The following is a 20,241-nucleotide window of genomic DNA, read 5'->3' as shown; positions in this document are numbered from 1 at the left end:
CTTGCTGCACCCTTCGACATTAAGAAGGTAGAGTTATGAAAGCATTACATTTTGGCGCAGGGAATATCGGCCGCGGTTTTATCGGCAAGCTGCTGGCGGACGCCGGGGTTGAACTGACCTTCGCCGACGTCAATCAAACGGTGCTGGATCTGCTGAACAGCCGTAAAAGCTACGCGGTGCACGTGGTGGGCGAGCAAGAGCGCGTGGAGAGCGTCAACAACGTCAGCGCCGTCAACAGCGGCAGTGAGGCTGCGGTGGCGCTGATCGCCGAAGCGGATCTGGTGACCACCGCCGTTGGCCCGCAAATTCTCGCCAAAATCGCCGGCACGATCGCCAAAGGGCTGGTGCTGCGCCATCAGCAGGGCAGTGTGCAACCGCTGAACATCATCGCCTGCGAGAACATGGTGCGCGGCACCAGCCAGCTGAAACAGCATGTGTTCGCCGCGCTGCCGCAGGACGAGCAGGCATGGGTTGAGCAGCACGTCGGCTTCGTCGATTCGGCGGTCGATCGCATCGTGCCGCCGGCGGACAGTAGCGATCCGCTGGAAGTGACGGTGGAAACCTTCAGCGAATGGATCGTCGATCAGACGCAGTTTAAAGGCCAGCCTCCGGCGATCGCCGGCATGGAACTGACCGACAACCTGATGGCGTTCGTCGAGCGCAAGCTGTTCACCCTCAACACCGGCCACGCCATCACCGCCTACCTCGGCCAACGGGCCGGGCTGCAAACCATTCGCGACGCCATTCTCGACCCGGCGATCCGCCGCGTGGTGAAAGGGGCGATGGAAGAGAGCGGCGCGGTGCTGATCAAGCGTTACGGCTTCGACGCCGACAAGCATGCCGCCTACATCAACAAAATCCTCGGCCGCTTTGAAAATCCGTATCTGCACGACGACGTCGAGCGCGTAGGGCGCCAGCCGCTGCGCAAACTGAGCGCCGGCGATCGCCTGATCAAACCGCTGCTGGGCACGCTGGAATACGGCCTGCCGCATGCCAACCTGATCCAGGGCATCGCCGCCGCCATGAGCTACCGCAGCGAACAGGATCCGCAGGCGCAGGAACTGGCGGAACTGCTGAACACGCTCGGGCCGAAAGCCGCGCTGGCGCAAATTTCCGGCCTGCCGGCGGAAAGCGAGGTTGTAGAAGAGGCCGTTGCTGTGTATAACGCCATGCACAAGTAGAATCGTGATGATGAACACCCGAGCGCAGCTTGCTGCGCTCCTGGAACCCGAGTTCGGCATCGACGGCCCTCCCCACGCCTTTCGAAAAGCGACGATGGAAGAAGCACAGGCATTTGAAAACCAGGTTCTGGAAAAGCTGAACGCGGGCAAAACGGTGCGCAGCTTCCTGATCGCGGCGGTAGAGCTGCTGGCGGAAGCGCTCAACGTGCTGGTGGTGCAGGTATTCCGCAAGGACGACTATGCGGTGAAATACGCCGTCGAACCGCTATTGTCCGGCAGCGGCCCGCTGGGGGAGCTGTCGGTGCGCCTGAAGCTGATGTACGGGCTGGGGGTGATTTCCCGCCACGAATATGAAGACGCCGAGCTGCTGATGGCGATGCGCGAAGAGCTGAACCACGACGGTTCGGAATACCGCTTCGTCGACGACGAAATCCTCGGGCCGTTCGGCGAGCTGCACTGCGTGGCCGCGCTGCCGCCGGTGCCGACCTTCCTGCAGCCGGGCGAGGCGGATGAAGCGCTGATCGCCATGCAGCGCCAGCGCTATCAGCAGATGGTGCGCTCCACCATGGTGCTGTCCATTACCGACCTGATCGCCGGCATCGGCGCCAAACAACCTTCCCGACTTTCTCCTCTCGGCCGCGGCTAAGCGAAGGCCGCGCGCCATTCGTCGAACAGCAACCACAGCGCGGTGGCGGCCATCAGCCCGGACATCACGCCGTTGAAGGCGCGCAGTTTCCAGGTGACCCGCAGCGCGTTGCGCAACCGGTCGCCCAACACCGCCCACAGCAGCACGCACGGCAAGTTCAGCAGCGCGAAACCGGCGATGATAGACAGCGTATGGACGAAAGTGGCGCCTTCGCGCGGGGTGAACAGGATCGCCACGTTGATCACCATCAGCCAGGCCTTGGGGTTGATTGCCTGAAACAGCGCGCCGCTGAGCAGGCTCATCGGCTGCGCCTGTTCTTTGGCGTCCGGCGAGGCCGCCTGAAACAGCTTCCATGACAGCCACAGCAGATAGGCGCAGCCGATCACCGCCAGCGGCAGGCGGATGACGCCGGCCCAGCTCAGCGCCAGCGCCAGCAGCGGGATAATGATCGCCAGCTGTACCGCACAACCGACGCAGATGCCGAACAGCATCGGCAGGGTGCGGCGCAGGCCGAAGTTAACGCCCGACGAGGCCAGCAGCAGGTTGTTGGGGCCGGGAGTGATCGACATGACGGTGACGTAGCTGACAAAGGCGGAGTCCAGCATGGCAGGTTCCTTGAACGTGAAAATGACGGTAATAACGAGAGGATCAGCATAATCGCTGCGATGGGATGGTGACAGAATCACAAATCGGATATTGTCATGGTTACAGTTGTATGAAATGTAAACTGTACCCATTACCTGGAGAGAAACTGTGACCTTGCTCGATGAAACCCCGGATACCCGTTACCTGCAGCTGGCGGATACGCTGGCCGAAGCCATTCGCCGCGGCACGCTGCAGCCCGGCGACCGCTTGCCTTCGGTGCGGCGCTGTGCGCAAACCCATCGGGTCAGCATCAATACCGTGGTGTCGGCTTACCGCACGCTGGAGGATCGCGGGCTGATCGAAGCGCGGCCGCAGTCGGGGTTTTATGTCCGCAGCACGCTGCCGGCGCTGAAGATGGCCTCGGCGCCCAGCGGCCGCATCGAGCCGCCGGCGGACGACGTGCTGGCGTTGATCGATACGGTGTTCGCCGCCCAGCAGAACCCGGCCTTCACCAACATTGCGCTGGCCTGCCCGCAGACCAGCGATTTCTATCCCGGCGGCAAACTGGGGCGCATGCTGTCTTCCCAACTGCGCCGCCAGCCGGGTTTGATCGGACAATATCCGTTGCCGCCCGGCAGCCTGCGGCTGCGTCAGCAGATCGCCCGCCGCTCAATGACGCTCGGCATGCTGTTGGAGCCGGGCGACGTGGTGTTGACCCACGGCTGCATGGAGGCGCTGCAGCTGGCGCTGCGCGTCACCACCAAACCGGGCGACTGCGTCGGGCTGGAGTCGCCGACCTACTTTTATCTGCTGCCGCTGCTGGCCAGCCTGGGGCTGAAAGCGCTGGAAATCCCTACCGATCCACAGTTGGGGCTGTCGCTGGACGCGCTGGAGCTGCTGCTGAACGAGAAGCGGCTGAATGCGGTGATCGCCATGCCGACGGTGCAAAACCCGCTGGGTTGCACCATGCCGCTGGCGGCAAAAAAGCGGCTGGCGCGGCTGATGAACGATCATCAGGTGCCGTTGATTGAAGACGGGCTGTATGCCGAGATCCAGTTCGGCGGCGCGCTGTCGCCGGCGGTGAAGGCGTTCGATCGCGACGGCTGGGTGCTGTTTTGCTCCAGCTTTACCAAAACGCTGGCGCCGGATTTTCGCGTCGGCTGGATCTGCGGCGGCCGTTTTCACGAGGCGTTGCGCAAGCTGAAGGCGGTGTCGTCGATGTCCGAGTCGCAGCTGCTGTCGGAAACGCTGGCGACCTTCCTGGAGAGCGGCGGCTACGATCACCATTTGCGCAACCTGCGCAAGCGCTATGCGGCGCAGGTCGACGAGGCGAGGGCGCTGATCGCCCGGCATTTCCCGCGCGGCACGCTGGCCACGCAGCCGGCGGGCGGCTTCGTGTTCTGGGTCGAATTCCCTCCCGGCGTGGACAGCGTGGCGCTGTTCCATCAGCTGCTGGAGGAGCAGATCTGTTTGACGCCGGGCACCCTGTATTCCCCGAGCGGGCGCTACCGCAACGCGCTGCGGCTCTCCTGCTGCTACCCGTTCAACGCGCGTTACACCCAGGCGCTGGCCCGGCTCGGCGCCAGGGCCTGCGAGATGAGCGGCCTGCCGCCCGGCATTGCGCAGGACGGGTAACGGCGCGCGCCTTTTGCTACAATGCCGGTATCATTGATTAGCGTGCCATTTTGGGCACAACGGGCCAGAGACCATGAAAGAGAAAGAAAAGGCAGAGATCAAGCGCCTGAGCGACCTGCTGGACGCCTTGAACCACAAAGATGCCACCGTGATCCAACAGGGCAACCCTGAGTTGATCGCGCAGCACACCAAAGAGAAAGAGAAGCTGGCGACGGAGATCGAGCGCCTGAAAAACGTGCGCGGCGAGAAGCTGAGCGCCGAAGCGCAGAAGCTGAGCCAGCTGCCGTTCAGCCGCGAGATCACCAAGAAAGAGCAGGCCGATATGGGCGCGCTGAAGAAAAGCGCGCGCGGGCTGATCGTAGTGCACCCGATGACCGCGCTGGGCCGCGAGATGGGCCTGAAAGCGGTCACCGGCTACGCCAAGAAAGCGTTCTGAATCCCCGGGCGTCAGACCTTGGTGGTGAAATACGCCTTGGTCTGATAGGGCACGGTGACCGTGTCCTTGCCCCGCAGTTCCTCTTCTTCCGCCACCAGTTGGCGCAACCGATCGATAACCTGCTCCTGTTGCGGCTGCGGCAGCGCGGCGATAAAGCTGGTTGAACGCACGCGGTTGTAGATCACGTCCTCCACCGCGCCGCGGTGGCCGAGCATAAACACCTGCTCCTGCAGCGGTTCAAAGCCTTTGAACGGGAAGAGTTTGCGCCATTCGCCGGTATAGAAACGCGGCGCATCGCCTTCGTGGCTATCGACGATCTGATTCAGTTTACGCACCCAACCGACGCGCGCATCGCGCATGTTCCACACCAGGCCGAGTTTGCCGCCGGGCTTGAGAATGCGCTGGATTTCCGCCAGCGCCTGCGGCGTGGCGAACCAGTGGAAGGACTGGGCGCACACCACGGCATCCACCGACTCGTCCGGTAGCGGGATCGCGTCGGCGGTGCCCGCCAGCGTTTTCACCTGCGGCAGCGCCGCCGACAGTTTTTCCAGCATTTGCGGCACCGGTTCGACGGCGATCACCTGCGCGCCGGTTTCCAGCAGGCGCGGGGTGAACTTGCCGGTGCCGGCGCCGAGATCGATGACCGTCATGCCGGCGTGCAGGCCGATGACGTCACGCAGCCAGGCGGCGATTTCCGGCGGGTAATCCGGCCGGCCTTTCACATAGCGATCGGCATTGGCCTGATAGCCCTCGGCGGCGGCGTGATGAATCGAATGGGTCGGGGTGGTCATATACCTGGCTCCTGGCTGAAAAAACGTGCGGCTACAGTATAGGCGGAAGAAAAGGGTTAACGCGGCATTCGGCGCACGTTTTTCATTTTTCCGCCCGCGCTTTCAATGGCCGAGCAGGCGGCGGTTGAAATCCTCAAGGCGCCCTTCGGCGAGCCGAGTGAGCATGGTCTTGCTCCAGCTGGCGGAGAGGCCGGCCACCGCCAACAGGCGGCGATACTGTTCCGCATCGAACGGCATGTGCCAGGCGATGGCGATGGCTTCGGCCACCGACACATCGCTGTTGCGCGCCGCCAGCGCCAGCGGACGATCGCCGCTGACCGCGCCCGGCGACACCACCCGATACAGCCAGCCGCAGCGGCCGCTTTGCTGCATCAGCACCGAAATGTCCTCGATGGCGAAGTGATAATTGAGCTTGAAGCACGGCGAGCGCGGCTGGGTGACCTGGATCAGCGCCTCGCCCCAGCGGAAGATGTCGCCCATAAACACATTGTGTTCGGTCAGCCCTTCGGTGGAGATATTCTCGCCGAAGGCCGGGGCGCAAAATTGCTCGGCCTGCGCCGGAAACTGCTCGCGCCAGTGGGCATAATGCTCGCGCGGGTAGTGGCACAGCGCGCGGTCCGGCCCGCCGTGGTAGCTTTTTTCGGCCTGTTCGTCGCCTTCCAGGCCGAGCGGCGTGAGCCGGATGGCGCCATCCACCTGGCGTTTGGCGATGGCGCTGGGGCGCCCGCCTTCATAGGGTTGAATGCTGCCGATGTAAACGTCTGGGTGATGCATGTGCGCCTCCGTGTCTCGCGTCGAGGGCTCAGCATAGCCTGAGTTGTTCTCGTACACTACCCGGCGTTTACCTGTACGGAAGGATGTGTTTTTCCTGTCTATATTTAGGCTTTTATCGTCGAGAAAAAACCATGCGTTTCATTGTATTGAGGCATGCGGAGTCAGAATGGAACCGCTCGGGGATTATTCAGGGGCGAAGTGACAGTCCGCTGACAGAAGAGGGGCGACGTCAAATCGCTGGGCTTGGCGCTCGCTTGCAAATGTTATCGGTCACTTTGTTGATCAGTTCACCGGCTGGTCGGGCTTTTACGACAGCGGAGACGTTGGCTGAGAGATGTGGCTGCACTGTGCAAATGGATGAGCGTTTGCAGGAGCAAGATTTTGGCCGACTGGAAGGATTATCTTATGCGCAGGCCATGCGCGATTATCCAGAAGCGACGCAGTGCCTCTTTGCCGGTAAGGCAGAGGCGTCGGCTCCGGGAGGGGAGAATGCTTATGAGGTTGCCTGGCGCCTAATGGCTTGTCTGTCCGATCTGGCTGTCGATGGACAAAATCAAACGCTTGGTGTTGTTACGCACGGCCATGCTCTGCAGGCACTGATTTGGTGGCTTAAAGGGGCCGACCCGCAGGAGGACCTCCGCAGATACGGTCATCGCAATTGCGGCTACGCAATGCTTGATGCGACCGCCTCTGGTTTTAACTTGTTGAATTGGGGAGTCGCGACCCACCTGTTGCCACAAAGATAGGGCGAGGAACGGCTATTCCTCGCCTGAGGGCGTCAGAAGGTGGTCCAGTTCTCTTCCGCTGCGGCGTTGGCGGCCGCGGGTTTTACGGCCGGCGCTTTCGGCGCGGCGGCTTTCACGGCGGCGGGTTCGGTCTGCTCCGCCAAACGGAACACCGAAACGCTCTGCAACAGCATGTCGGCCTGCTCTTCCAGTGAATCGGCGGCGGCGGCGGACTCTTCCACCAGCGCGGCGTTCTGCTGAGTGGTATGGTCCATTTCGACGATCGCCTGGCCAATCTGGGCGATGCCGCGCGTCTGTTCATCGGAGGCGGCGGCGATCTCGGCCATGATGTCGCGCACGTGGGTAACCGAGCGGACGATCTGCTCCATGGTATTGCCGGTGCTTTCCACCAGTTCGGTGCCGGTTTTCACCCGGCTGACCGATTCGGCGATCAGCCCTTCGATCTCCTTCGCCGCCTGGGCGCTGCGGCTCGCCAGGCTGCGCACTTCGCTGGCGACCACCGAGAAGCCGCGTCCCTGTTCGCCGGCGCGCGCCGCTTCCACCGCGGCGTTGAGCGCCAGGATGTTGGTCTGGAAGGCAATGCCGTTGATCAGGGTGGTAATTTCTGCGATACGCTGCGAACTGCTGGAAATATCGCGCATGGTGCTGACCACGTTCTCCACCAGCTTGCCGCCCTGTTGCGCGGTCTGCGAGGCGTCGGTGGCCAGCTGATTGGCATGATGGGCGTTGTCGGCGTTCTGTTTCACCGTGGCGGTCAGCTGTTCCATGCTGGCGGCGGTTTCCTCGACCGCCGCCGCCTGCTGCTCGGTGCGGGAAGAGAGATCGGTGTTGCCGGCGGCGATTTCCGCGGAGGCGGTGGAGACCTGGCTGACCCCCATCTGGATCTTCTCAATCATGGTGCGCAGATTTTGGCTCATCGCCGCCACCGCGTTCAGCAACTGCCCCAACTCATCGCGGCGGGTGCTGGTCTGCGCCTGGCGCAGATCGCCGCTGGCGATGCGTTCCGCCATCGCCAGCGTACTTTGCAGCGGACGGGTGATCTGCAGCGTGATGCGCCAGGCGATAAGCACTCCGGCGATAATCGCGATCAGGGTGGTGATGCCCATCTGCAGCTGCGCCAGGTTGATGTTGCTGCGCGTCTGCACCAATTCGTCCTGCATAAAGGCGTTCACCAGCGTGCCGATCTCATGCGCGCGTTCACCGAGCTGTCGGCTGATCTGCTGCTCGTGCTCATAGGCCGGCAGGTAGGCCGCGATACGGTTTTTGTAATCGTCCAGGGCGGCCAGCAGCGGTTGCAGCTGCGGGCGCTGCGCGTCGCTGACCCGGCGGCTCAAGGCGTTGGCCGCGTCGCGCGCGTCGTCGATGGCCGCCATCAGCGGCGCTTCGGTTTCCTTGTTCAGGCTCAGCAGCAGACCGCGCGCGCCGTAGCGCACCTGGGTCAGCTTCTGGTTCAGCTGGATGAAGGCCAACTGCAGATCGCCGTTGGTGAGCTGCCGCTCCACTTGGCTCAGGCTGGCCTGCACTTCCGACATGTTCCAGCTCTGGCGCACCGCGTCTTTCGCCGAGACCGCCTGCTCAAAGATTTTTTGCTGTTGCTGATATTCCCCAATCAGCGTCACCAGACGCTGCAGATCCTTGCGGCTTTGGGCGTCCCAGTCCAACGTCTGGCCCTGGTCTATCAGTTTGACGGCGTTATCGATATTGGCGCGGTTGTTCTGCAGATACTCCGGCTGGTAGGTCTGGCCGTACATGGCGCGGTTGTATTTGGCCTGGTTGATCTCCTCGTTCAGCCGGTTGCTGAAGTCGATGCGATCGGCGCGGGATTCGATGATGTGCAGGTATTGCGCCCCGGTGCCGGCGATGACGACCGCCAACAGCAGCAACAGCGCGAAACCGAAGCCGAGCTTTTTACCTACGGTGAGATGGGTGAACTTTCCTGCCAATGCTTGCAATGCCGCCATAGCGTTTTTCCTTCTCCGGGCGAACGTCAATTGAACAAACCATCGGCAAGAAGTGGTCAAACTTTAGCGGATTTCAGGCAAAAAAATACCCGCCTGCGGCGGGCATCTTCATCAACGGGGGCGAATTACTTCTTCGCGGCGAAGCGTGCGGCCGCTTCGTCCCAGTTGACCACGTTCCAGAACGCCTTGATGTAGTCAGGGCGTTTGTTCTGATATTTCAGGTAGTAAGCGTGTTCCCACACGTCCAGACCGATGATTGGGAAACCGGAAGCGCCGGCGACGGCTTCGCCCATCAGCGGGCTGTCCTGGTTAGCGGTAGACACCACGGCCAGTTTGCCGTCTTTCAGCACCAGCCAGGCCCAACCGGAACCGAAGCGGGTGGCTGCGGCTTTCTCGAACTCTTCCTGGAATTTCTCAACGCTGCCGAAATCGCGCTCGATGGCCGCTTTCAGATCGCCGCCCAGCGTGGTGCCGGTTTTCAGGTTTTTCCAGAAGAAGCTGTGGTTGGCGTGGCCGCCGGCGTTGTTGCGCATGAAAGTGCGTTTGTCGGCAGGCACTTTATCCAGATCCTGGATCAGCTCTTCAACGCTGTATTTGGCCAGCTCAGGGTAAGCTTCCAGCACGGTGTTGGCGTTGTTGACGTAGGTCTGATGGTGTTTGGTGTGATGGATTTCCATCGTCTGCTTGTCGAAATGCGGTTCCAGTGCGTCGTAAGCGTACGGCAGGGATGGCAGTGAATAACTCATAATCATCATCTCCAGTGGTGTATGGGCGGCGCAAAGGGCGAGCACCGCGTAAGCAGTCGGATCATTATAGTTAATTAAATGATATTGAAAATGATTATCAATGCCCTGCTGACTGTGTGGTTAATGAACAAATCGCTGCGTTAACATACTGATAGAAAGGAGGCCTTGAGCGCCTCTTCATGCCTTGGCGCCGATGCGTTGGTTACTCTCTATACTGTAGAGAGCGCCGAGCCTGCTGCGACGCCGAAATGTATCGAAATGTGCCAATGCGTTCACTGAATGAGCACGAGTGTGTAACAACCACAAGCACGCTGTGGTAATATCGCCGCGTCGCGTATCAGCATAACAACAGTGACATTAGCGCTCCGCCGTTTTGGCGAGGAGCGCCATTTGAACAATGTGACAATCGAGAGTAAAGGAGACCCCCATGCAGGTCAGCAGAAGGCAGTTCTTTAAGATCTGCGCTGGCGGTATGGCAGGAACGACGGTAGCCGCGCTGGGCTTTGCCCCCGAAGTGGCGTTGGCGGAAACCCGGCAGTACAAACTGCTGCGCGCCCGCGAGACCCGTAATACCTGTACGTATTGTTCCGTCGGCTGTGGGCTGTTGATGTACAGCCTTGGTGATGGCGCCAAAAACGCCAAAGAAAGCATTTTCCATATCGAAGGGGATCCGGATCACCCGGTAAACCGTGGCGCGCTTTGCCCGAAAGGCGCCGGCCTGGTTGACTTTATCCACAGCGAAAGCCGCCTCAAGTACCCGGAATACCGGGCGCCGGGGTCGGACAAATGGCAGCGCATCAGCTGGGACGACGCCTTTACCCGCATCGCCAAGCTGGTGAAAGAAGACCGTGACGCCAACTTCATCAAAACCAACGACCAGGGCGTTACCGTCAACCGTTGGCTGACCACCGGCATGCTGTGCGCCTCGGCCGCCAGCAACGAAACCGGTTTTCTGTCGCAAAAATTTAGTCGCGCTCTCGGCATGCTTGCCGTAGACAACCAGGCGCGTGTCTGACACGGACCAACGGTAGCAAGTCTTGCTCCAACATTTGGTCGCGGTGCGATGACCAACCACTGGGTTGATATCAAGAACGCGAATTTGATTATCGTCATGGGCGGTAATGCGGCGGAAGCGCATCCGGTGGGGTTCCGCTGGGCGATGGAAGCCAAAATACACAACAATGCCAAGCTGATCGTGATCGATCCGCGCTTTACCCGAACCGCATCGGTGGCGGACTTCTACACGCCGATCCGCTCCGGGACCGACATTGCTTTCCTGTCGGGCGTGTTGCTGTATCTGATGACCAACAACAAGTTTAACCGCGAGTACGTCGAGGCCTACACCAACGCCAGCCTGCTGGTGCGGGAAGACTTTGCCTTCGAAGACGGCTTGTTCAGCGGCTACGACGCGGAAAACCGCAAGTACGACAAAACCACCTGGAACTACCAGTTCGACGAGAACGGCTTCGCCAAGCGCGACGTCACGTTGCAGGATCCACGCTGCGTGTGGAACCTGCTGAAGCAGCACGTGAGCCGCTACACGCCTGACGTGGTGACCAACATCTGCGGCACGCCGAAGGACGATTTCCTCAAGGTGTGCGAATACATCGCCGAAACCTGCGTCGCGGATAAGACCGCTTCGTTCCTGTACGCCCTGGGCTGGACTCAGCACTCGGTCGGCGCGCAGAACATCCGCACCATGGCGATGATCCAGCTGCTGCTCGGCAACATGGGCATGGCGGGCGGCGGCGTCAACGCGCTGCGCGGCCACTCCAACATCCAGGGGCTGACCGATCTCGGCCTGCTGTCGCAGAGCCTGCCGGGCTACCTGACGCTGCCGTCGGAGAAACAGACCGATCTCGAGACCTACCTGAAGGCCAACACGCCGAAGGCGCTGCTGCCGGGCCAGGTGAACTACTGGGGCAACTACCCGAAATTCTTCGTCAGCATGATGAAGACCTTCTACGGCGACAAGGCGCAGAAGGACAACAGCTGGGGCTTTGACTGGCTGCCGAAGTGGGACAAGGGCTACGACGTGCTGCAGTACTTCGAGATGATGTCGCAGGGCAAGGTCAACGGCTACTTCTGCCAGGGCTTTAACCCGGTGGCGTCGTTCCCGAACAAAAACAAGGTGGTGGCTTCGCTGTCCAAGCTGAAGTTCCTGGTGACCATCGATCCGTTGAACACCGAGACCTCCAACTTCTGGCAGAACCACGGCGAGTTCAACGAGGTGGATTCCTCGCAGATCCAGACCGAAGTGTTCCGCCTGCCGTCCACCTGCTTCGCCGAAGAGAACGGCTCGATCGTCAACTCCGGCCGCTGGCTGCAGTGGCACTGGAAAGGCGCGGACGCCCCGGGTGAAGCGCTGAACGACGGCGAGATCCTGGCGGGCATCTTCAGCCGCCTGCGCGAGATGTATGCGCGCGACGGCGGCGCGGTGCCGGAACAGGTGCTGAACATGCGCTGGGACTACCTGACGCCGGACAACCCGGCCCCGGAAGAGGTGGCGCAGGAGAACAACGGCAAGGCGCTGGCGGATCTGCTGGATGCCGATGGCAAAGTGGTGGTGAAAAAAGGCGAGCTGCTCAGCTCGTTCGCGCAGCTGCGCGACGACGGCACCACCGCCAGCGGTTGCTGGATCTTCGCCGGCAGCTGGACGCCGGCCGGCAACCAGATGGCGCGGCGCGACAACGCCGATCCGTCCGGCCTCGGCAACACGCTGGGCTGGGCCTGGGCATGGCCGCTCAACCGTCGCATTCTGTACAACCGCGCCTCGGCGGATCCGCAGGGTAAACCGTGGGATCCGAAACGCCAGCTGCTGGAGTGGGACGGCGCCAAGTGGGTCGGGGCCGATATCCCGGACTACAGCACCGCCGCGCCGGGCAGCGACGTCGGGCCGTTCATCATGCAGCCGGAAGGCATGGGCCGCCTGTTCGCCACCGACAAGATGGCGGAAGGGCCGTTCCCTGAACACTACGAGCCGTTCGAAACGCCGCTCGGCACCAACCCGCTGCACCCGAACGTGGTGTCCAACCCGGCGGCGCGCGTGTTCAAGGACGATCTGGCGGCGATGGGCAAATCCGACAAGTTCCCGTACGTCGGCACCACCTATCGTCTGACCGAGCACTTCCACTACTGGACCAAGCACGCGCGGCTGAACGCCATCGCGCAGCCGGAGCAGTTTGTGGAAATCGGCGAAAAGCTGGCGGAGAAGAAGGGCATCAAGCAGGGCGATACCGTGAAGGTCAGTTCCAACCGCGGCTACATCAAGGCCAAGGCGGTGGTGACCAAGCGTATTCGCACGCTGCAGGTGCACGGCCAGGAAGTCGACACCATCGGCATCCCGATTCACTGGGGTTACGAAGGGGTGGCGAAGAAAGGCTTTATCGCCAACACGCTGACGCCGTTCGTCGGCGACGCCAATACGCAAACGCCGGAGTTCAAGGCGTTCCTGGTCAACGTGGAAAAGGTGTAACGGAGACGAATTATGGCCATGCAATCTCAAGACATCATTCGTAAATCCGCCACCAATGGCTTCACGCCGGCGCCGCGCGCCCGTGACCACCAGGAAGAAGTGGCCAAACTGATCGATGTCACCACCTGTATCGGCTGCAAGGCCTGTCAGGTGGCCTGTTCCGAATGGAACGACATCCGCGACGAAGTGGGGCACAACGTCGGGGTGTACGATAACCCCGCCGATCTGACCGCCAAGTCGTGGACGGTGATGCGCTTCTCCGAGGTGGAGGAAAACGGCAAGCTGGAATGGCTGATCCGCAAGGATGGCTGTATGCACTGCGCCGATCCGGGCTGCCTGAAGGCCTGCCCGTCGGAAGGCGCGATCATTCAGTACGCCAACGGCATCGTCGACTTCCAGTCCGAGCACTGCATTGGCTGCGGCTACTGCATCGCCGGCTGCCCGTTCGACGTGCCGCGCATGAACAAGGACGACAACCGGGTGTACAAGTGCACCCTGTGCGTCGACCGCGTGGACGTCGGCCAGGAACCGGCCTGCGTGAAAACCTGCCCGACCGGTGCCATTCACTTCGGCACCAAGGAAGCGATGAAGCAGGTGGCGGCGGATCGCGTCAGCGAGCTGAACACCCGCGGCTACCAGAACGCCGGTCTGTACGATCCGGCGGGGGTGGGCGGCACGCACGTGATGTACGTGTTGCACCACGCCGACAAACCGCAGCTGTACCACGGTTTGCCGGACAACCCGAGCATCAGCCCGGCGGTGACCTTCTGGAAGGGCGTGTGGAAACCCCTGGCGGCCATCGGCTTTGCCGCCACCTTCGCGGCCAGCGTGTTCCACTATGTCGGCGTCGGGCCTAACCGCGTCGAGGATGAGGACGAGCACGACGAGTCGCATGACGAGGAGACGCGCAAATGAGAAAGGAAAAGCCCATTCAGCGTTACAGCGCGCCGGAGCGCATCAACCACTGGATAGTGGCGTTCTGCTTCGTGTTCGCCGCCATCAGCGGGCTGGGGTTCTTCTTCCCCTCCTTCAACTGGCTGATGAACATCTTCGGGACGCCGCAGCTGGCGCGCATTCTGCACCCGTTTGTCGGGGTCATCATGTTCGCCGCGTTCCTGCTGATGTTCCTGCGCTACTGGAAGCATAACCTGATCAACCGGGAAGATATCGTCTGGGCCAAGAATATCCACAAAATCGCCATGAACGAGGAAGTGGGTGACACCGGGCGCTATAATTTCGGCCAGAAGTGCGTGTTCTGGGCGGCGATTATCAGCCTGGTGCTGCTGCTGGCCAGCGGCGTGGTGATCTGGCGGCCGTATTTTGCGCCGTCGTTCTCCATCCCGCTGATCCGCATCGCGCTGCTGGTGCATTCGCTGGCCGCGGTCGGCCTTATCATCGTGATTATGGTGCACATTTACGCCGCATTGTGGGTAAAAGGCACCATTACCGCGATGGTGGAAGGCTGGGTGCCGGCGGCCTGGGCCAAGAAACATCATCCGCGCTGGTACCGTGAGGTCCGCGAGAAACGACAGGAAGATAAACCCTGATGAGTATCCGCATCGTTCCTAAAGAGCAGTTAGGGGCACAGCGTGAGAAGTCCACAACGGCGGAGAACATCCCGCCGTTACTTTTCGCCAACCTGAAAAGCCTGTACAGCCGCCGCGCCGATCGTCTACGTCAGCTGGCGGTCGACAACCCGCTGGGCGACTACCTGAACTTCGCCGCCGAGCTGGCGCAGGCACAGCAGCATGCGTTGCACGATAACCCGCTGCAGCTCGATCTGAGTGAAGCGTTGGTGCAGGGCGCCGCCAGCGGCAAACCGCCGCTCGATCTGAGCGTGTTCCCGCGCAGCGAGCACTGGCGCAAGCTGCTGACGTCGCTGATCGCCGAGCTGCGTCCGCAGGCGCCGGAGCACATTCTGGTGGTGCTGGACAACCTGGAGAAGGCCTCGGCGCACGAGCTGGAGCTGATGGCCGACGCCTTGCTCAACCGCGAGTTCGGCAAGGTGGGCAGCGAGAAGGCGCCGTTCCTCTGGGCCGCACTGTCGCTCTATTGGGCGCAGATGGCCAGCCTGATCCCCGGCAAGGCGCGCGCCGAATACGGCGAGCAGCGCCAGTTCTGCCCGGTGTGCGGCAGCATCCCGGTTTCCAGCATGGTGCATATCGGCACCGTTAACGGCCTGCGCTACCTGCACTGCAACCTGTGCGAAAGCGAATGGCACGTGGTGCGGGTGAAGTGCAGCAACTGCGAGCAGACCCGCGATCTCAACTACTGGTCGCTGGACAGCGAACAGGCGGCGGTGAAGGCGGAAAGCTGCGGCGACTGCGGCACTTACCTGAAGATCCTCTACCAGGAAAAAGACCCGCAGGTCGAAGCGGTGGCCGACGATCTGGCTTCGCTGGTGCTGGACGCCCGCATGGAAGAGGAAGGCTTCGGCCGCAGCAGCATCAATCCGTTCCTGTTCCCGGCGGAGTAACCGCCCGGCCCCGTTCGCGCGGGGCCGGACAAGCAATTTCAGAACGGGCTTCTGGCATTCGCCCGGGCGAGTTGCTACGTTTAGGCCATGACGCGCCAAGCGAAAGGAACCACGATGTTAAACACCCTGGCAAAACTGACCGCGGTCGCCGTGCTGGCGATCGGACTGGCGGCCTGCGACAACAAGGACGACACCAAACCGGCGGTGCCGCCACCGGACACCAAGCCGACCGTGACGCAGCCCGCGCCACCGCCGCCGCCTGCGCCGGTAGAGGCCCCACCCGCGCCGCCGGGGCTGAACGTGTCGCTGCAGAAGGGCAAGATCACCTTCGAGTTGCCGCCGGGCTTTAGCGATCAAACGCTGAACAGCGGCATCGTCAATGACAGCACCTCCACCATCCAGCGCTTTCTTGACGGCAAGTCGCGCCAGAGCGCGGTTTCGTCCGAAGTGATCCCGCCGGACGGCATGAAGATCAATACCAGCGACAAAATGCTGAAAGAGCTGACGCAGAGCGCCATCACGGTGCTGGCCGAGCGCTATCAGAATATCCAGACCACCAAAGAAGAGAACTTCACCGTCGGCAAACAGAAGTTTCGCCGGGTGGATACCGAGCAGACCGTCAACGGCCAAAAGGTGGTGTCCACCCTGGTGTTGACGGTGTTCAACAAACGGGTGGTAACGCTGCAAATGCTGTCGCCGGCCAAAACGCCGGAAGTGCATCAGGCGCTGGTGCAGCGGATTATCGATACTCTGGCGGTGAAGTAAGGGCATTGCGCCGCGGCCAGGACGAAGCGGAGGAGACCGGATGAAGCTTATCGGCAGTTACACCAGCCCCTTTGTGCGCAAGATTTCCGTGATGCTGCTGGAGAAGGGGATCGCGTTTGAATTCGTCAACGATCCGCCGTATGAGCCCGGCAGCCGGGTGAAGGAGCAGAACCCGCTCGGCAAAGTGCCGGTGCTGATCGCCGATGACGGCGAGGTGTTTTACGACTCGCCGATCGTGGCCGAATACCTCGAACTGCTGACGGTGGAGCCGGCGTTTTTGCCGGCCGATCGCGCCGTGGCGCTGCGCGTCCGCCAGGTGGCGGCGCTGGCGGACGGCGTGACCGAAGCGGCGGCGACGCTGTACCGCGAAAGCCGGCGTGCGCCGGAAAAGCAGGACGAAAACTGGATGCTGCGCCAGCGTGACAAGCTGACGCACGGTCTGGATGCGCTGGAGGCGCTGGCGCAGGAAAAAACGTGGCTCAATGCCGAGCGGCTGACGCTGGCGGATATCGCCACCGGCTGCGCGCTGGGCTACCTGAATTTCCGCCGCATCCTGCCCAACTGGTGCGTCCAACGCCCGGCGCTGGTCAAGCTGGCCGAACGCCTGTTCGCCCGCGAAAGTTTCGCCCGCACGGCGCCGCCCTGAACGTTCTTTTCTCCCCGCCGCGGCGGGGTTTTGCTATGCCGATACGTCTAAACTGAAAACCGAGCGACCATGAGCACTGAATCCCACCTTCTTTACAGCCAACTGCCCGCCATCGACCGCCTGCTGCGTGAACCCGCGATTGAATCGCTGGTGGCGCAGCATGGCCAGACGCTGATCGGCGAACTGCTGCGCCGGCTGCAGGCCGAGGCGCGCGACGCGATAAAACAGCAGCAACGTTTACCGGCCTGGTGCGGCGACTGGCCGCAGGCGCTGCGGGCCGAGCTGGCCCGGCAGCAACGCCCGGCGTTATTGCCGGTGTTCAACCTCAGCGGCACCGTGCTGCACACCAACCTCGGGCGCGCCCTGCTGGCGCAGCCGGTGCAGGATGCGGTGAGCGCGGTGATGGGGGAGGCGGTGACGCTGGAGTACGATCTGGACGGCGCCGGGCGCGGCCATCGCGATCGGGCGGTGGCGAGTCTGCTGTGCCGGCTGACCGGCGCGGAAGACGCCTGCATCGTCAATAACAACGCGGCGGCGGTGCTGCTGATGCTGGCGGCGATCGCCCCCGGCAAAGAGGTGGTGGTATCGCGCGGCGAGCTGGTGGAGATCGGCGGCGCGTTCCGCATTCCCGACGTGATGCGCCAGGCCGGCTGTCAATTGGTTGAGGTCGGCACCACCAACCGCACCCATCTGAAGGATTACCGCCAGGCCATCAACGAGCAGACCGGCCTGTTGATGAAAGTGCACACCAGCAACTACAGCATTCAGGGCTTTACCGCTGCGGTCGATGAGGCCGAACTGGCGCAGCTCGGGGCCGAACAGGGCGTGCCGACCGCCACCGATCTGGGCAGCGGCTCGCTGATCGATATGGCGCAGTACGGCCTGCCCGCCGAACCGATGCCGCAGCGGTTGCTGGCCGCCGGCGTCGATCTGGTGACGTTCTCCGGCGATAAGCTGCTGGGCGGCCCGCAAGCCGGCATCATCGTCGGCAAAAAGGCGCTGATCGCGCGCCTGCAGCAGCACCCGCTCAAGCGCGCGCTGCGCGTCGGCAAGCTGACGCTGGCGGCCCTGGAGGCCACGCTGCGGCTTTATTTGCAGCCGGAAAAACTGGCTGAGCAACTGCCGACGCTGCGGCTGCTGACCCGCCCGCAGCAGGAGATGCAACAGGCGGCCGAGCGGCTGCTGACGGCGCTGACGCCACGGTTCACCGCCGATTTCGCGCTGCGCGCCGAACCGTGCTGGTCGCAGATTGGCAGCGGTTCGCTGCCGGTGGATCGCCTGCCCAGCTATGCGCTGACCTTCACGCCGCGCGACGGCCGCGGCGCCACGCTGGAAGCGCTGGCTGAACGCTGGCGCCGCCTGCCGCAGCCGGTGATCGGCCGCCTTGGCGACGGCAGGCTGTGGCTGGATCTGCGCTGTCTGGAACAGGAAGGGGCGCTGATCGACGCGTTGAGCGCATCATGATCATCGCCACCGCCGGCCATGTCGATCATGGCAAAACCACTCTGCTGCAGGCGATCTCCGGGATCAACGCGGATCGCCTGCCGGAAGAAAAGCGCCGCGGCATGACCATCGATCTGGGCTACGCCTACTGGCCGCAGCCGGACGGCCGGGTGCTGGGCTTTATCGACGTGCCCGGCCACGAAAAATTCCTCGCCAATATGCTGGCGGGCGTCGGCGGCATTGACCATGCGCTGCTGGTGGTGGCCTGCGACGACGGCGTGATGGCGCAGACCCGCGAGCATCTGGCGATCCTGCGCCTGAGCGGGCGCCCGGCGCTGACGGTGGCGCTGACCAAGGCCGACCGGGTGGAGGCGGCGCGTGTCGATGAGGTGCGCGTTCAGGTGCGCGACGAGCTGGCGCGCCAGGGCTGGCCCGATGCGCCGCTGTTTGTCACCGCAGCAGTGGCGGGCGAGGGCATTGAGGCGCTGCGCGCGCATTTGCTGGCGCTGTCGCCCGGCGAGCATGCGCTGACGCGCCGTTTTCGTCTGGCGGTAGACCGTGCGTTCAGCGTCAAAGGGGCGGGGCTGGTGGTGACCGGCACCGCGCTCGGCGGCCGGGTGAAGGTGGGGGATACGCTGTGGCTGACCGGCGCCGACGCGCCGGTGCGGGTGCGAGGCCTGCATGCCCAGAATCAGACCGTGGAACAGGCGCAGGCCGGGCAACGCATCGCGCTTAACATCAGCGGCGATGTCGATAAAGACCGGATCGCGCGCGGCGATTGGCTGCTGGCGCAGCGCCCGCCGGAGGCGGCGGAACGCATTCTGGTGGCGCTTGAGACGGATCGGCCGATCCGCCATTGGCAGCCGCTGCATCTGCACCATGCCGCCAGCCACATCACCGGGCGCATTTCGCTATTGAACGACGGGCTGGCGGAACTGATCCTCGATCGTCCGCTGTGGCTGGCGGAGAACGATCGGCTGGTGCTGCGCGATATCGGCGCGCGGCAAACGCTGGGCGCGGCCCGGGTACTCAGGCTGAATGCGCCCAAGCGCGGCAAGCGCCAGCCGGACTACCTGGCCTGGCTGCAGGCCCTGGCGCAGGCGCAGGACGATGCGCAGGCGCTGGCGCTTGAGCTGCCGCACGGCGCGCTGTCGCTGGCGGCGTTTGCCTGGGCGCGTCAGTTGACCGACGACGGCCTGGCGGCACTGCTGGCGAACCGCGATCTGCTGATCGTCGGTGACCGGGCGCTGGCGCAGGATCAGGTGCAACAGGCGGAAAGCCGCCTGCTGCAGGTGCTGGCGGAGTATCACCAACAGCACGCCGATCAGCTGGGCTTAGGGCGCGCCCGCCTGCGGCGCATGGCTCTGCCTCAGCAGCCGGAAACGCTGGTGTTTATGATGATCGATCGGCTGCTGAAGGCCGGCGCGCTGCGCAATACGCGCGGCTGGCTGCATCTGCCGGAACACGGCCTGGCGTTCAGCGCCGACGAGGCGCCGCTGTGGGCGCGCATCGAGCCGCTGTTCGGCGACGAGCCGTGGTGGGTGCGCGATCTGGCGAGCGAGCTGGGCGAAGACGAGAGCCGGGTGCGCGCGCTGCTGCGCAAGGCGGCTCAACTGGGCCATGTGACGGCGGTGGTGGTGGATCGCTACTACCTCAGCCGACGCATCGATCAGTTCGCGGCGCTGATCCGCGAGCTGGATGCGGAGCGCGGGGGCGCCAACGCCGCCGATTTCCGCGATCGGCTCGGCGTCGGGCGCAAGCTGGCGATCCAGGTGCTGGAGTTCTTCGATCGCAGCGGCTTTACCCGCCGCAAGGGCAACGAGCATCTGCTGCGCGACGGCGGGCTGTTCGGCAACTGATTGCGTTTTTTTTGTTCTCTGATGGCGGTGTAATCAGCTTTAATCACTTTGATTGATATTGATTGTACTGAGGAGC

Annotated in this window: 18 protein-coding genes; 13 read left to right on the top strand and 5 right to left on the bottom strand. The window is 62.9% G+C overall.

Annotation, left to right across the window (positions count from 1 at the left end; translation table 11 throughout):
- Positions 1-35 precede the first annotated feature (35 nt).
- Both J0X03_RS23630 and J0X03_RS23625 read left to right on the top strand, forming a co-directional pair.
- Positions 36-1,181, top strand: a complete 1,146-nt coding sequence (locus tag J0X03_RS23630; RefSeq protein WP_060660110.1) for a mannitol-1-phosphate 5-dehydrogenase — start codon at positions 36-38, stop codon at positions 1,179-1,181.
- Positions 1,182-1,275: 94 nt separating this feature from the next.
- Positions 1,276-1,827: an MltR family transcriptional regulator gene (locus tag J0X03_RS23625; protein ID WP_016929575.1), complete on the top strand. Its 552-nt coding sequence runs from the start codon at positions 1,276-1,278 to the stop codon at positions 1,825-1,827.
- Here the strand turns inward: J0X03_RS23625 and J0X03_RS23620 are convergent.
- Positions 1,824-2,432, bottom strand: a complete 609-nt coding sequence (locus J0X03_RS23620) for a LysE family translocator (protein ID WP_060660109.1) — start codon at positions 2,430-2,432, stop codon at positions 1,824-1,826. The genes J0X03_RS23625 and J0X03_RS23620 overlap by 4 nt on opposite strands.
- Before the next feature lie 148 nt (positions 2,433-2,580).
- Between J0X03_RS23620 and J0X03_RS23615 the strand changes: the two genes are divergently transcribed.
- On the top strand, positions 2,581-4,047 hold the full coding sequence (locus J0X03_RS23615; RefSeq protein ID WP_033652304.1) for an aminotransferase-like domain-containing protein: 1,467 nt from the start codon (positions 2,581-2,583) through the stop codon (positions 4,045-4,047).
- A 73-nt stretch (positions 4,048-4,120) separates the two neighbouring features.
- Complete coding sequence (locus tag J0X03_RS23610; RefSeq protein ID WP_021504152.1) at positions 4,121-4,483, top strand: YibL family ribosome-associated protein; 363 nt, start codon at positions 4,121-4,123, stop codon at positions 4,481-4,483.
- 11 nt (positions 4,484-4,494) lie between these two features.
- Here the strand turns inward: J0X03_RS23610 and J0X03_RS23605 are convergent, their stop codons facing one another.
- Positions 4,495-5,274 carry a class I SAM-dependent methyltransferase gene (locus J0X03_RS23605; protein WP_033652303.1) on the bottom strand — a complete coding sequence of 260 codons (780 nt, stop codon included), beginning with the start codon at positions 5,272-5,274 and terminating at the stop codon, positions 4,495-4,497.
- Between the two features lie 102 nt (positions 5,275-5,376).
- A complete protein-coding gene (gene yiiM / locus J0X03_RS23600; RefSeq protein ID WP_033645117.1) occupies positions 5,377-6,048 on the bottom strand; it encodes a 6-hydroxyaminopurine reductase in 672 nt (223 codons plus the stop codon).
- A 131-nt stretch (positions 6,049-6,179) separates the two neighbouring features.
- Between yiiM and J0X03_RS23595 the strand changes: the two genes are divergently transcribed.
- Positions 6,180-6,794, top strand: coding sequence for a histidine phosphatase family protein (locus tag J0X03_RS23595; RefSeq protein ID WP_031299772.1), 615 nt, complete (start codon positions 6,180-6,182; stop codon positions 6,792-6,794).
- Positions 6,795-6,826: 32 nt separating this feature from the next.
- Here J0X03_RS23595 and J0X03_RS23590 read toward each other — a convergent pair whose 3' ends face one another.
- Together J0X03_RS23590 and sodA are read right to left on the bottom strand one after the other, a co-directional pair.
- Positions 6,827-8,755, bottom strand: a complete 1,929-nt coding sequence (locus tag J0X03_RS23590) for a methyl-accepting chemotaxis protein (RefSeq protein WP_122004620.1) — start codon at positions 8,753-8,755, stop codon at positions 6,827-6,829.
- A gap of 125 nt (positions 8,756-8,880) precedes the next feature.
- Positions 8,881-9,501 carry a superoxide dismutase [Mn] gene (gene sodA / locus J0X03_RS23585; protein ID WP_004934003.1) on the bottom strand — a complete coding sequence of 207 codons (621 nt, stop codon included), beginning with the start codon at positions 9,499-9,501 and terminating at the stop codon, positions 8,881-8,883.
- Between the two features lie 427 nt (positions 9,502-9,928).
- Between sodA and fdnG the strand changes: the two genes are divergently transcribed.
- From fdnG to selB, 8 genes are all read left to right on the top strand, one after another.
- The gene (gene fdnG, locus J0X03_RS23580; RefSeq protein WP_103101707.1) at positions 9,929-12,976 is read left to right on the top strand and encodes a formate dehydrogenase-N subunit alpha; all 3,048 of its coding nucleotides are present in this window, start codon (positions 9,929-9,931) and stop codon (positions 12,974-12,976) included.
- A gap of 12 nt (positions 12,977-12,988) precedes the next feature.
- Positions 12,989-13,891, top strand: a complete 903-nt coding sequence (fdxH, locus tag J0X03_RS23575; RefSeq protein ID WP_004934014.1) for a formate dehydrogenase subunit beta — start codon at positions 12,989-12,991, stop codon at positions 13,889-13,891.
- On the top strand, positions 13,888-14,523 hold the full coding sequence (fdoI, locus tag J0X03_RS23570) for a formate dehydrogenase cytochrome b556 subunit (RefSeq protein ID WP_004934017.1): 636 nt from the start codon (positions 13,888-13,890) through the stop codon (positions 14,521-14,523). Before fdxH ends, fdoI begins: the two co-directional genes overlap by 4 nt.
- Positions 14,523-15,452 (top strand): formate dehydrogenase accessory protein FdhE, encoded by a 930-nt coding sequence (gene fdhE / locus J0X03_RS23565; protein ID WP_033645113.1) that lies wholly within the window; start codon positions 14,523-14,525, stop codon positions 15,450-15,452. Before fdoI ends, fdhE begins: the two co-directional genes overlap by 1 nt.
- A 114-nt stretch (positions 15,453-15,566) precedes the next feature.
- Positions 15,567-16,217, top strand: a complete 651-nt coding sequence (locus J0X03_RS23560; RefSeq protein WP_033645112.1) for a DcrB/PsbP domain-containing protein — start codon at positions 15,567-15,569, stop codon at positions 16,215-16,217.
- A gap of 40 nt (positions 16,218-16,257) precedes the next feature.
- Complete coding sequence (locus J0X03_RS23555; protein WP_033645111.1) at positions 16,258-16,863, top strand: glutathione S-transferase; 606 nt, start codon at positions 16,258-16,260, stop codon at positions 16,861-16,863.
- 69 nt (positions 16,864-16,932) lie between these two features.
- Positions 16,933-18,327, top strand: coding sequence for an L-seryl-tRNA(Sec) selenium transferase (gene selA / locus J0X03_RS23550; protein ID WP_033645110.1), 1,395 nt, complete (start codon positions 16,933-16,935; stop codon positions 18,325-18,327).
- Positions 18,324-20,165, top strand: coding sequence for a selenocysteine-specific translation elongation factor (gene selB, locus J0X03_RS23545; RefSeq protein ID WP_160203879.1), 1,842 nt, complete (start codon positions 18,324-18,326; stop codon positions 20,163-20,165). The genes selA and selB overlap by 4 nt, the downstream gene beginning before the upstream one ends.
- Positions 20,166-20,241 lie beyond the last annotated feature (76 nt).

This window comes from Serratia ureilytica (assembly GCF_017309605.1).
Classification (GTDB): Bacteria; Pseudomonadota; Gammaproteobacteria; order Enterobacterales; family Enterobacteriaceae; genus Serratia; species Serratia ureilytica.
Note: the sequence above shows the minus strand (reverse complement) of the source record. Positions and strands in the feature narration are given on the sequence as shown.